This window comes from uncultured Schumannella sp. (assembly GCF_905479755.1).
Taxonomy (GTDB): domain Bacteria; phylum Actinomycetota; class Actinomycetes; order Actinomycetales; family Microbacteriaceae; genus DCRR01.
In genome coordinates, this window is the sequence record NZ_CAJQNT010000022.1 from 43,709 (window position 1) to 56,080 (window position 12,372).

At 70.3% G+C, this 12,372-nt stretch carries 14 protein-coding genes; 8 read left to right on the top strand and 6 right to left on the bottom strand.

From position 1 onward, the window contains the following. Window positions 1-21 precede the first annotated feature (21 nt). Genes QZ258_RS06490 through QZ258_RS06500 form a run of 3 tightly spaced genes read left to right on the top strand, consistent with a single transcriptional unit; the run spans window position 22 to window position 1,789 of the window. Window positions 22-366 carry a helix-turn-helix transcriptional regulator gene (locus QZ258_RS06490; RefSeq protein ID WP_294179870.1) on the top strand — a complete coding sequence of 115 codons (345 nt, stop codon included), beginning with the start codon at window positions 22-24 and terminating at the stop codon, window positions 364-366. Then, window positions 354-1,049 (top strand): cation transporter, encoded by a 696-nt coding sequence (locus tag QZ258_RS06495; protein WP_294179871.1) that lies wholly within the window; start codon window positions 354-356, stop codon window positions 1,047-1,049. Before QZ258_RS06490 ends, QZ258_RS06495 begins: the two co-directional genes overlap by 13 nt. Before the next feature lie 44 nt (window positions 1,050-1,093). After that, window positions 1,094-1,789: an alpha/beta fold hydrolase gene (locus QZ258_RS06500; RefSeq protein WP_294179872.1), complete on the top strand. Its 696-nt coding sequence runs from the start codon at window positions 1,094-1,096 to the stop codon at window positions 1,787-1,789. On the opposite strand, the gene QZ258_RS06505 is transcribed toward QZ258_RS06500, so the two are convergent. Then, a complete protein-coding gene (locus tag QZ258_RS06505; RefSeq protein ID WP_294179873.1) occupies window positions 1,767-2,570 on the bottom strand; it encodes an IclR family transcriptional regulator in 804 nt (267 codons plus the stop codon). The genes QZ258_RS06500 and QZ258_RS06505 overlap by 23 nt on opposite strands. A 208-nt stretch (window positions 2,571-2,778) precedes the next feature. On the opposite strand from QZ258_RS06505, the gene QZ258_RS06510 reads away from it, so the two are divergent. From QZ258_RS06510 to QZ258_RS06525, 4 genes are all read left to right on the top strand, one after another. Then, on the top strand, window positions 2,779-3,951 hold the full coding sequence (locus QZ258_RS06510) for an acetyl-CoA C-acyltransferase (protein WP_294179874.1): 1,173 nt from the start codon (window positions 2,779-2,781) through the stop codon (window positions 3,949-3,951). A gap of 75 nt (window positions 3,952-4,026) precedes the next feature. Further along, a complete protein-coding gene (locus tag QZ258_RS06515) occupies window positions 4,027-4,218 on the top strand; it encodes a PLDc N-terminal domain-containing protein (protein WP_294179875.1) in 192 nt (63 codons plus the stop codon). A gap of 8 nt (window positions 4,219-4,226) precedes the next feature. Then, entirely contained in the window at window positions 4,227-5,174 is a 948-nt protein-coding gene (locus QZ258_RS06520) for an FAD-dependent oxidoreductase (protein ID WP_294179927.1), read from the top strand. Window positions 5,175-5,225: 51 nt separating this feature from the next. Beyond that, the gene (locus QZ258_RS06525) at window positions 5,226-5,372 is read left to right on the top strand and encodes a hypothetical protein (RefSeq protein ID WP_294179876.1); all 147 of its coding nucleotides are present in this window, start codon (window positions 5,226-5,228) and stop codon (window positions 5,370-5,372) included. A 13-nt stretch (window positions 5,373-5,385) separates the two neighbouring features. Here the strand turns inward: QZ258_RS06525 and QZ258_RS06530 are convergent, their stop codons facing one another. The 5 genes from QZ258_RS06530 to QZ258_RS06550 form a co-directional block, all read right to left on the bottom strand. Beyond that, entirely contained in the window at window positions 5,386-5,853 is a 468-nt protein-coding gene (locus QZ258_RS06530; protein WP_294179877.1) for an isoprenylcysteine carboxylmethyltransferase family protein, read from the bottom strand. Between the two features lie 2 nt (window positions 5,854-5,855). Continuing rightward, a complete protein-coding gene (locus QZ258_RS06535; protein WP_294179878.1) occupies window positions 5,856-7,952 on the bottom strand; it encodes an acyl-CoA dehydrogenase in 2,097 nt (698 codons plus the stop codon). Window positions 7,953-8,094: 142 nt separating this feature from the next. Next, window positions 8,095-8,571, bottom strand: a complete 477-nt coding sequence (locus QZ258_RS06540) for a hypothetical protein (RefSeq protein ID WP_294179879.1) — start codon at window positions 8,569-8,571, stop codon at window positions 8,095-8,097. A gap of 9 nt (window positions 8,572-8,580) precedes the next feature. Further along, a complete protein-coding gene (recQ, locus tag QZ258_RS06545; protein ID WP_294179880.1) occupies window positions 8,581-10,407 on the bottom strand; it encodes a DNA helicase RecQ in 1,827 nt (608 codons plus the stop codon). A gap of 27 nt (window positions 10,408-10,434) precedes the next feature. After that, window positions 10,435-11,169, bottom strand: coding sequence for a siderophore-interacting protein (locus tag QZ258_RS06550; protein WP_294179881.1), 735 nt, complete (start codon window positions 11,167-11,169; stop codon window positions 10,435-10,437). A gap of 129 nt (window positions 11,170-11,298) precedes the next feature. Here QZ258_RS06550 and QZ258_RS06555 point away from each other — a divergent pair, with 129 nt between their 5' ends. Then, window positions 11,299-12,345, top strand: coding sequence for a siderophore ABC transporter substrate-binding protein (locus tag QZ258_RS06555; RefSeq protein WP_294179882.1), 1,047 nt, complete (start codon window positions 11,299-11,301; stop codon window positions 12,343-12,345). Window positions 12,346-12,372: the final 27 nt, after the last annotated feature.

Here is a 12,372-nt window from a genome sequence, read left to right on the forward strand (position 1 = left end):
CGATGGCTGTATAGTCAGCGCATGCTGACCATTTCCTCGCGCGTCGACGTGCTCACCCGCCTGGGTCGGGCGATGGCCGATCCGAGCCGCTCCCGCATCCTGCTCGCTCTGCTGGAGAACCCCGGATACCCGGCCGAGTTGGCCCGCGACCTCGACCTGACGCGCTCCAACGTCTCCAATCACCTCAGCTGCCTGCGTGGCTGCGGGTTCGTCACCGCGACACCGGAGGGGCGCCAGCCCCGCTACGAGATCGCCGATCCGCACCTCGGCCATGCGCTCACCGAGCTGCTCGCGGTGGTCGCCACCGTCGACGCGGGCGTGCCCTGCGAGAACCCCAACTGCGCCGTCGAAGGGTGCTGCGAGTGACCGCGCCGGCCACCAGCGCGACCGACGCCCGTCGCGCGGTGCTGCAGCGCCGCATCCGCTGGATCGTGGCGTTCACGATCGGCTACAACGCCATCGAGGCGGTCATCGCGCTCGCCGCCGGCACGGCGGCATCCTCGGCCGCGCTGATCGGATTCGGCCTCGACTCGGTCATCGAGGTGCTGTCGGCCGCCGCGGTCGCCTGGCAGTTCACGCGCAAAGACCCGGAGCGCTGGGAGAAGCCGACGCTACGCGTCATCGCCGTCTCGTTCTTCCTGCTCGCCGCCTACGTCACCGTCAGCGCCGTGCTCTCGCTCGCGGGCGTGACCGAACCGGAGCACAGCACCGTCGGCCTCGTGCTGACGTCGCTCAGCGTGATCGTGATGCCGCTGGTCTCGCTGCTGGAGCGCCGCGCCGGGCGCGAACTCGGCTCCGCCACCGCCGTCGCCGACTCGAAGCAGACGCTGATCTGTGCCTACCTCTCGGTCGCCGTGCTGGCGGGCCTCGCGCTCAACTCGCTGTTCGGCTGGGCCTGGGCCGACTCGGTTGCGGCACTGTTCATCGCCGCCTTCGCGATCCGGGAAGGACTCGAAGCCTGGAAGGGCGACACCTGCGCCACCTCGGTGGGGATGCTGCTCGACGGGGACGGCGACGCGCACGAGCACGAGCACGAGCACGAGCACTGATCCACTCATCGACAACGTCGGCGGCCACGCGTAGCGTGACGCGCATGCACGTGATCCTGATTTCCGGCTTCTGGCTGCAGGGCGACTCCTGGGCGACGGTGACACCCGCCCTCGTCACGGCGGGGCACCAGGTGCTCACCCCGACCCTGCCGGGCAAGGAGTCCGCCACCGCGAAGCGCGAGGGCGTGGGGCTTCGCACCCACATCGATGCGGTCACCGCGATCGTCGATTCGCTCGACGGGCCGGTGGCGCTCGTCGGCCATTCCGGCGGCGGAGCGATCTCCCACGGGGTGGCGGATGCCAGGCCCGACCGCATCGCGCGCGTCGTCTACGTCGACTCCGGCCCCCTGGGCGAGGGCGCGGTCATCAACGACGACTTCGAGTCGGAGGACCACGGCATTCCACTGCCCGACTGGGGCGCGTTCGAAGACGAAGAGCTCACCGACCTCGACGAGGCGTTGCGCGCCGAGTTCCGGCGCATCGCCGTGCCCGAACCTGTGGGAGTCGCCACCGAACCGCAGCACCTGCACGACGAACGCCGCTACGACGTGCCGGTCACCATCATCAGCTGCACGATGCCCCGCGAACTGCTCGAGCAGTTCATCGCGGGCGGGCACCCCTACGTGGCGGAGCTCGCGCGCATCCCGAGCCGCGAGATCGTCGAGCTGCCGACCGGGCACTGGCCGCAGCTCACCAAGCCGCACGAACTCGCCCAGCTCATCCTCGCCGCGTTGCGCTGACCGGCGGTCGCTCCGCCGCACTCAAGCGCTGCGACACCTGATGGGCGTGCTCCACCAGCAGCCGCCCCAGCTCCGGCTGACGCTCGGCGCGGAACCGCGCCTCGATCCCGGTCAAGCTGAGCGCCCAGCGCGGCGCGCCCGCGTCGTCGAACACGGCCGCCCCCATCCCCCAGCTGCCCTCCACCACGAGCCCCGAATTCACCGCGTAACCAGCCTCGCGGGTTTCCGCGATCCGCTCCCGGATGCGCTCCGGCGTGTGCGTCGCACCCCACTCGGCACTGAGCGCTGCGCTGGCCAGGTAGTCGTCGATGAACCCGTCGCTCTCGAACGCCAGAATCACGAGCCCCGCCGAGGCGACCCCCAACGGGAAGCGCACCCCCTCCGAGAGCACGAAGGAACGCACCGGAAAGCTGCCCTCCTCGCGCAACAGGCACACCGTCTCCGCGCCCCGGCGCATCGAGAAGAACGCGCTCTCGCCGGTCGCATCGGCGAGCGCCTGCACGCTCTCGCGCGCCGCATCCACGACATCGAACCGCGTGTGCGCCACCCGTCCCAGCAGATACGACTCGGGGCCGAGGTGCCAGCGCGTGCGGTCGGCACCCTGATCGAGCAGGCCCTCGGCGGCGAGCGAGCGCAGCAGACGATGCGCCGTCGGCCGCGTGAGCCCCGTGCCGCGGGCGACCTCGGCGGTCGAGACCCCGTGCGGCTCGCCCGCGCCCACGCTGCGCAGGATCGCCCCCACCCGGCGCACGACCTGGCTCCCCGGAATCTCTGCCGCCACAGTCGCCTCCTGCTCACATGGTGAGAAGTCTCGATGCGAGTGCTCAGCGACTGACCTGTCGCGCATCCCCGCGCGTCTCAAGTATTGACCAGTTCGGTGCGGCCTCCTAGCGTCAGACATGACTCAGTCGCACCGGACAAAGGAGCCCCGTGTCCACCATGTGGTCAGACCACGACTCGCCCGCCGCGCTCATCACCGGAGGCACCGCATGAGCGCCGTCATCGCGGGCTACGCCCGCACCCCCTTCGTGCGTTACCTCGGCGCCCTCGCCAGCGTGCCCGCCACCACGCTCGGCGGACACGCCGCCGCCGCCGCGATCACCCGCGCGGGGCTCAGCCCGCACGACATTGACCACGTCTTCGCCGGTCAGGTGCTGCAGGCAGGTGCCGGCCAAAACCCGGCCCGTCAGTCGGCAATCGCCGCCGGCCTCTCCTACGACGTGCCGGCGCAAACCCTCAACGTCGTGTGCCTGTCGGGCCTCGAGGCCGTCACCGCCGCCGCGCGCCTGATCGCCACCGGCGAGGCCCGCATCGTCGTCGCCATCGGCCAGGAGTCGATGTCGCTCGCGCCGCACGTGCTCCCCGGCTCCCGCACCGGCACGCGGTACGGCGCGATCGAACTGCTCGACACGATGGAGCACGACGGGCTCACCGATGCCTTCGAGTCACGCTCGATGGGGCTCTCCACCGAGGAGCGGAACCCGGGCCTGTCGATCACCCGCGAACAGCAGGATGCCGTCGCCGCGGCCTCGCACCAGCGACTCGCAGCCTCGACCGAGTTCCTCGCCGAGGAGATCGCCCCGTTCGAGGTCACCTCCCGTCGCGGCAGCACCACGGTCGACACCGATGACGGGCTCCGCGCCGACACCACCGTCGAGTCGCTCGGGCAGCTCCGCCCCGCGTTCTCGAAGGACGGCACGATCACGGCAGGCAACTCGTCGCAGATCTCCGACGGCGCCGCCGCGATCGTCGTGATGCACGAAGACGAGGCACGCATCCGCGGCATCCACCCGCTCGCGCGGATCCTCGCGCACGCCTTCGTCGCCGGCCCCGACGTCTCGCTGCACTCGCAGCCCGCGCGCGCCATCGAGTCGGCGCTCGCCCGCACCGAGTTCGCCGCCGACGAGCTCGCCGCGATCGAGATCAACGAGGCCTTCGCCGCGGTCGCGGTGCAGTCCACGCGCGTGCTCGACGTCGATCCCGCGCTCGTCAACGCACACGGTGGTGCGATCGCGCTCGGCCACCCGATCGGCGCCTCCGGAACCCGCATCGTCGGTCACCTCGCCCGGCGACTCGGCGCGGTCGGCACCGGATCGGTGGGCGCCGCGGGCATCTGCGGCGGAGGCGGGCAGGGCTCCGCTATCATCCTCGAGGCGCTGTAGCGACACCCGACGCGCAGCGCGCGGCGCGGCCCCAACACCCAAGCTCGGGCTCGTCCGGGCCGATACGATCGACCCGTGGATCCGATTACTCTCAGCTTCGCGGGCATCGTCCCGCTGGTCATCTTCATCATCACGCTCGTCTCGATCATCAAGAATCCGAATCACGGATTCCTCGGCAAGGTGGTCTGGACGCTCGTCGCGTTCTTCCTCAGCATCCTCGGGTCGATCCTCTGGCTGATCTTCGGGCGAGGCAGGGTCAACCGCTGAGAATCGCCATCGTCGGCGGCGGGGTCATCGGCCTCAGCTGCGCACTCGAACTGACAGACGCCGGTCACGACGTCACCGTTCTCGCGCGCGACAAGCTCGCCGACACCACCTCGGCACGCGCCGGCGCGGTGTGGTTTCCGTTCCGCTCGGCGCCCGCGGCTCGCGTGCTCGGCTGGGGTGCGCGCACCTTCGAGCGCCTCGAGGCCCTCACCGCCGACCCGGAGACCGGCGTGCGGATGCAACGCGGCCGCGTGCTGCACCGCACCGCGAACCCCGACCTCTGGTGGACGGCCGCGGTGCCCTCGGTCACCACGATCGACGACCCCGCCGAGCTTCCCGACGGCGTCGTCTCGGCAAGCGTCTGCACGGTGCCCGTCATCGACATGTCGCGCTACCTGCCCTGGCTGCAGGCCCAGTGCGACGCCCGCGGTGTGCAGACCGTCCGCCGCGAACTGACCGACCTCGACGAGGCGTTCGAGCGCGGCGACCTCGTCGTGCTCGCCGCGGGGCTGGCGTCCAACGATTTCGCCGACGACGCCGACGTGACGCCGATCCGCGGGCAGACGGTGCGGCTGAAGAACCCCGGCTACTTCGAGTGGACGCTCGACTACGGCAACCCGGCCGGGCTCACCTACGTCATCCCCCGCATCGACGAGATCGTCTGCGGCGGCACCGACGAGGAGGGCGAGTGGGGCCTCGAGCTCGACCCCGCGGTCGAGGCCGGGGTGCTCGAGCGCGTGCGCGCGCTCATCCCCGAACTGCGCGACGCCCCCATCACCTCGCGCGCGATGGGCCTTCGCCCCGGTCGCCACGAGGTCCGCGTCGAGACGATTCCGGATGCGCAGGGCCGCCCGGTCATCCACTGCTACGGCCACGGCGGGTCGGGCGTCACGCTCTCCTGGGGATGCGCCGAGGAGGTCGCCGCCCTCGCCGGCGCACTCAGCGACCAGATCTAGGGCGTACGCTCACGAGCACAGAGCCGTTTCGGCTCACCAAGGAGAGCCCTCATGGGTGACAAGTCCGCTCGAAAAGACAGCTCCAAGACGGCCGCCTCGAAGACGCTCAAGGAGAAGCGTCTCGCCAAGGCCGACAAGCGCGCATCGAATGCCCGGACGGCGAACACCGACGCCGTGACGAAGGCGACGAAGCACTAACCGCGCGGTCGGCTCAGCCGATTCGTCCGATCCCGGGAACGAAACGGCCGGTTCGGCGCGCGTAGTCGGCGTAGTCCTGGTAGCGCTCGAACAGCATCCGCTCCTCCCAGCGCGCCTTGGTCATCAGCAAGGCGACGAGCGCGGCCCACGCGACCAGGTGCCACGAGGTTGCGGCCACCAGCATGACGCCCAGGCCCGCCAGCAGCAGTCCGCTGTAGATCGGATGCCGCACCAGCCCGTAGAGCCCGCCCGTGACCAGTTCCGACTCGTCGAGGGGAACCGGATTGGCGGTGAGCGAGCGCCCGAGACCGACCACCCCGAGCACCGCGATCACGGCACCGGCAAGGGCGAGCGTGCCGCCGATCGCGAAAGCGACCGGCGAGCGCTCCCAGAACGGGGTCGTCCACGGGAGCAGCACGAGCGCCGCGAGAAGCACGAACTGCACGACGACGAGCGCGATGCCGATCGCTCGCCGGTTCATGCTCAGCCCTTCGTCGACTTCTTCGACGACTTCTCCATCACGGGCGCCTGCCCCGTCACCTCGAGGTCGCGGTAGTAGGCGCGTGCCTCCTCCTGGCGCTCGTGCTCGGCGTCGGTGGCGTTCGGCGCCCGCAGGTGCTCGGGTTCGTAGCCGAACGCGTCGACGAGGTCGAGAGCGTGCGGCCGCAACCGCGGCAGCAAGCGGTCGTCGATGTAGTCGGTGATCGCCCGCGCGCGCGGGGCCGACAGGCGACCGTGCAGCAGGTACCAATCGAGGTGCTCCTCGATGAGGGTGAAGCCGAACAGGTCGCGCAGCCAGGTGAGCACCTGGCGCGTGTCGTCGTCCGCCACCTTGTCGAGTTCCTCGGTGAACGCCTCCCACTCGAGCAGTTCAGAGTGCGCGCGTGCCGCCGTGATGAGGTCGTTCTGGTGGCGGTTGAACAGCGCCGCCGCCTCGTCGGCGGGCAGCTTGCCGACCTCGCGGAGGTGCCCGGCGAGCTCGGCGACCATCGACTCGACGCGGTCGGTGAGCAGCTGACGCTGCGCATCGGCGCCCCGCACGTAGCCGATCGAGCGGGCGGTCGAGCCGAAATCGGCGACCTTCTGCGCGAGGGCGCGGAGCCCCGAGCGGTTGATCGCGACGTCGCCCACCTGGCCGGCGACGAGCGCGGCAAGGGCCCCCGCATCCGCCTTCGCGAAGCGTCGCGCGTAGTCCGAGAGTAGGCGCTTGCCGACGAGCTGCAGCAGGACGTTGTTGTCGCCCTCGAAGGTGACGTAAATGTCGAGGTCGGCGCGAAGTCCGGTGAGACGGTTCTCGGCGAGGAAGCCGGAACCGCCGCACGCCTCGCGGCTCTCCTGCAGGATGTCGAGCGCCTTCCAGGTGCTGAAGGTCTTGAGCGCCGCGGCGAGCGTCTCGAGCTCTTGGCGGTCATCATCCGTGTCTTCGGCGCCGGAGAAGACCGCGTGGAACTTCTCCAGCAGGGTTTCGTGCGCGAACGACATCGCGTAGGTCGCGGCGAGACGCGGCAGCAGGCGGCGCTGGTGGCGCTGGTAGTCGAGCAGCGTCACCTCGCCGCGGCCGGTGCCGTCGGCAAACTGGCGGCGGGCGGCGGCGTAGCGCGTCGCGATCGTGAGCGCCATCTTGCTCGCCACCACCGAGGCGCCGTCGAGCGAGACGCGCCCCTGCACCAGGGTGCCGATCATCGTGAAGAAGCGGCGGCCGGGGCTCTCGATCGGCGAGGAGTACGCGCCTCCCTCGGCCACCTGGCCGTAACGGTCGAGCAGGTGGGTGCGCGGCACGCGAACGTTCGTGAAGTGCAGCCGGCCGTTGTCGATGCCGTTGAGGCCGCCCTTCAGCCCGTCGTCTTCGCCGCCGATGCCGGGAAGGAATCCGTTCGCGTCGCGAATCGGCACGTAGAAGGCGTGCACCCCGTGGTTGACGCCCTTCGTGATGAGCTGCGCGAAGACCACCGCGGCGGTGCCGTGCAGGGCCGCGTTGCCCAGGTAGTCCTTCCACGCGGCGCGGAACGGCGTGTGAATGACGAACTCGTCGCTCGCCTCGTCGTAGGTCGCGGTCGTGCCGATCGAGGCGACGTCGGAGCCGTGACCGGTCTCCGTCATGGCGAAGGCACCCGGCACCTCGAGGCTGAGGGCCCCGGGCAGGAAGCGCTCGTGGTGGCTCTCGGTGCCCAGGTGCAGAATCGCGGAGGCGAACAGTCCCCACTGCACGCCGGACTTGATCTGCAGAGACGGGTCGGCCGTGACGATCTCTTCGAAGGCGGCAAGGAACCCGCCGTGGTCGTCGTCGCCGCCGAACTTCTTCGGGAACGCGCGGTGCACGGAACCGTTCTCGACCAGGAGCTTCAACTGGGCCAGCACGCGCTCGCGGTGCTCGTCCATGCCGAGCGCCGGATCGCGCCACATTGCGGGGTTCTTCATGAACTCGCGCGAACGCCGGCGCGACTCGGCCCAGCGGCCGAGCAGCTGCTCACCGAGCGCGGCCACGTCGATGTGGAGAGCGCTCGTTTCGATCGCGCTCGTCTCGGTGTTCTCGAAATCCTTGCCGTCCGCAGCGGCGGGACGATCGACCAGATCGGTCATGACACACAACTCCCTCGTGAGGTCCTGACGCGAGGCTACGTCCGGGGGCTGAGAGTTGCGAGATCGTCGTTTGTGAGCGCAATCGGCGCGGCGCGCCGGGGGCATCGCCTTGTACTCATTCCACAAACGATGCCGACGGCCCCTAGAGGTTTCGTCGGGCGCGCAGCGCCACGATCCACTCCACCAGGAGCCAGACGAGGGCCGCGCCCGACAGCACCGTGAGCGGCACGAAGGCGACGTTGGCGGCATCCGCGAACGCACTGTTCGAGGGGAACCCCAGAGTCAGCGCGAGCGGCGAGGTCCAACTGCCGTCGTCGCCGCCGTCGACGAGCACGGCCGTCGCGAGGATGAACGCGGCGATGTGCAGCCACGCGGCCGTGCGCGCGCGAAGCCGGCCCCCGGTCACGAACGCGAAGGGGCTCCGCCGAGCGAAGAAGCCGGTGATCACGATCACGACGACGAGCACGTACAAGGGCACGAACACCATCAGGCCCATCAGGTAGATCAGGGCCATCCACCCGGGGGCGATCAGCTTCACGATCGCGGTGACGAACGGGAACGCAAGCAACGCCACGCCGGCGGTGACATCACCGGCGCGACGACTCAGCAGGTCGGTCATGGCACGAGATTACTGAGTCGCGGTCACAACTCCCAGCACCGCGTCGCCGTAGGCCTCGAGCTTCTTCTCGCCGACCCCGCTGATCTCGGCCAGCTGCTCGATCGAGGTGGGCTCGGTCAGCGCGATGCCGCGCAGGGTGGCGTCTCCGAAGACGATGTAAGCGGGCACGCCGAGCTCTCGGGCCACCCCCGCACGCCACTCGCGCAGGCGCTCGAAGAGCGGTTGCGCCTGCTCGGGTAGCTCCGCCCCTCCGCTGCGCTTGGCGCGTTTGACGGGGCGCTCCGGCTCGCGGCGCAGGTGCACGGGACGTTCGCCGGCGAGCACGGCGGCGGACGCCTCCGTGATGCCGAGCGTGCCGTATTCGCCCTGCACCGCCAGCAGACCCTGCGCGAGCAGCTGCCGCACGACGCCGCGCCACTCCTGTTCGCTCAGCTCCGCGCCGATGCCGTAGGTGCGTAACTCATCGTGCCGGTTGCTGCGGATGCGGTCGTTCTCGCGCCCCAACAGGATGTCGATCAGGTGCCCGGCCCCGAATCGCTGGTCGCGCTCGCGCAGCAGCCGCACCACGGTCGACAGCAGCTTCTGCGCGGGAACGGTGCCGTCCCACGACTCAGGCGGGCTGAGGCAGGTGTCGCAATTGCCGCACGCCGTGGAGGCCTGCCCGAAGTAGTTCAGTAGCTGCACACGGCGGCACTCGATCGTCTCGCAGAGCGCCAGCATCGCGTCGAGGTGCGCCGACAGCCGCCGCTTGTGGGCGACATCACCCTCGCCCTCGTCAATCATGCGGCGCTGCTGCACGACGTCTTGCAAGCCGTAGGCGAGCCAGGCGGTGCTCGGTTGGCCGTCGCGCCCCGCGCGTCCGGTCTCCTGGTAGTAGCCTTCGACGCTCTTCGGCAGATCGAGGTGCGCGACGAAGCGCACATCGGGCTTGTCGATGCCCATGCCGAACGCGATCGTCGCCACCATGACGATGCCGTCCTCGCGCAGGAACCGCGACTGGTTGCGGGCGCGCGTCGCGGTGTCGAGACCCGCGTGATACGGCAACGCGGGGATGCCCGCCGCCACCAGCGCATCCGCCGTCTTCTCGACGCTCTTGCGCGAGAGGCAGTAGACGATGCCCGCATCGCCCGGGTGCTCGGTGCGCAACAGCGTCAGCAGCTGCTGCATCGGCTGCGCCTTCGGCTCGATGCGGTACTGGATGTTGGGGCGGTCGAAGCTCGCCACGAACTGGCGCGCGTCGGTGAGCTCGAGCCGCTGCACGATCTCGCGGCGGGTGGCATCGGTCGCCGTCGCGGTCAACGCGATGCGCGGCACCGTCGGCCAGCGCTCGTGCAGCACGGTGAGACGCAGATAGTCGGGGCGGAAGTCGTGACCCCACTGGCTCACGCAGTGCGCCTCGTCGATCGCAAACAGGGCGAGCGGCGCGCGATCAAGCAGATCGAGCGTCGCGCCGACGTTGAGGCGTTCGGGCGCGAGGTAGAGCAGATCGAGCTCGCCGGCGACGAGGGCCGCCTCCACCTCGCGGCGGGTTTCGGCATCCTGCGTCGAGTTCAGGAACGCGGCGCGCACGCCCAGAGCGGCGAGGGCATCCACCTGGTCTTGCATCAGGGCGATGAGCGGCGAGATGACGACGCCGGTGCCGGAACGCACGAGGGCGGGGATCTGGTAGCACAGCGACTTACCGCCGCCGGTCGGCATCAGCACGAGCGCGTCGCCGCCGCCCACCACGTGGTCGACGATCTCGGCCTGCTCGCCGCGGAACGCGGCGTAGCCGAAGACCCGGTGCAGCACCTCGGCGGGGGCGCTCGGCTGGGCGGCGGGCGCGGCGGAGGTCATGACTCCAGGCTAGAGGGCACGCCCGACTCAGTGCGGCGCGTGGTACTCGGCCTCGTTGCGCTTCCAGTAGCCCTTGACGACCGAGCGTTCGAGGTCGAAGCCCAACTCGACGAGCGCGGCACGCGCGGGCTTGACGACCGACTGCTCGGCGGCGACGAAGGCGAAGCCGTCACCGTCGCGCCGCGGAACGGCGGCGAGCGCCTCGAGCAGCGCCGGAAGATCGCGCACCCAGGTGGTGCGAAGCTCGCCCGCGGAGGCGACCTCCTGCTCGTCGGCGGGGTCGTGGGCGATCGCGATGACCTCAACCGGGACGCCCGCCTCGGCCTGCGCGGCGAAGCGGCGGATCGCCGGGAGCGCCGTGCGGTCGCCCGCCAGTAGCCAGTGATCGGGTCGCCCCTCGATCACCTGGGAGCCGCGCGGTCCACCGACCATGGCGCCCGCGCCGGGCGTCGCCGCCTCCGCCCACGCGGACCCGGGGCCTTCGCCGTGCACGACGAAGTCCAGCACGAGCTCGTCCGGGCCCCACGACACCGGGGTGTACTCGCGCGAGGGGACGTCGCCGAGCTGGGACAGCTCGGTGACCTCCAGCTCGGCCGGGGCGAAGAAGAGCCGGAGGTGATCGTCGGCTCCGAGGGAGTCGAACCCGGCGAAGTCGCCCTCGAGAGCGATTCGACGGTAGGTCGGGGTGAGGTTTTCGACGCGGCGCACGCGCACGCGGCGCGGCCCGTTCGTGAGCGGGGTGCGGGAGAGAGAGAAGTTCATCGCCGAAAGTGTAGCTCTTTAGTTTGGTAAGCCTCACCTAACTTCCTATATGCTCGCCGAGGCGCACCGCCCGGTGCGTCACGTCAGGCCCGGGAGAACACCCGGTCACCGACTCAAGGAGAACACTCAATGCCTCTGACCGACCGCAGGAGAATCGCGACGCCGCTCGCGCTCGTCACCGCCGCCGCACTGGGCCTCACCGCGTGCAGCAGCGCCGCCGAATCCGCCAGCATCGCCACGGCGACCATCACCGTCGAGAACGCCCAGCCCGCGTTCATGGCGAGTGACGACGCCTCAGCCACCGACCAGACCGTGGTCGACTACTCGGTCGCCGCCGGCAGTGTCGAGGTCCCGTTCCAGCCGGCTGCCGTCGTGACCTTCGACCTCGCGACCCTCGACACGCTGGATGCCCTGGGCCTCGGCGATGCCGTCGTCGGCATTCCCGACGCGCTGCTGCCCGACTACCTCGCCGCCTACGCGGACCTGCCGAAGGTCGGAACACTCTTCGAGCCCGACTTCGAGGCGGTCGCCGAACTCGACCCCGACCTGATCGTGACCGCGGCCCGCTCATCCTCGGCCTACGACGAGCTCGCCGAGATCGCCACGACGATCGACCTCACGGCCGCCGCGGGAGGTGCCTTCGACCCGGTCGCAGCCCTCGAGCGCGCCACCCAGCTTGGTGAGATCTTCGGCGCCGAGGATGCCGTCGCCGCGGCGTCCGCCGACATCCAGACCACCGTCGACGAGGTTTCGGCGCTCGCCCCCGCGGCGGGGCCAGCACTTCTGATCGCCGTGACCGGTGGCGAATACGGCGCCTACGCGGAAGGGTCCCGCTTCGGGTACTTCTTCGACACCCTCGGGTTCACCTCGGCGGTTCCCGCGGCCGAGCTCCCCGGCGCCGAAGGCTCGCCGCACGGTGACGTCGTCTCGAACGAGTTCATCTTCTCGGTCGACCCCGAATGGCTGCTGGTCCTCGACCGCGGCGCGGCAACCGGCGAAGCGACCGGCGACAGCGCCGCCGCCGAAGTTCTCGACAACGAGCTCGTCGGCGCCACGACCGCGGCGACCGAGGGCAACATCCTCTTCCTGCCGGCCTCCGAGCTGTACCTCGTGATCAGCGGTCTGACGGCGGTCGGCAACGTCCTGGACGCCGTGCTCGCGGGCCTCGAGGGCTGACACTCTGAACCCCCGGACCCGAACCCT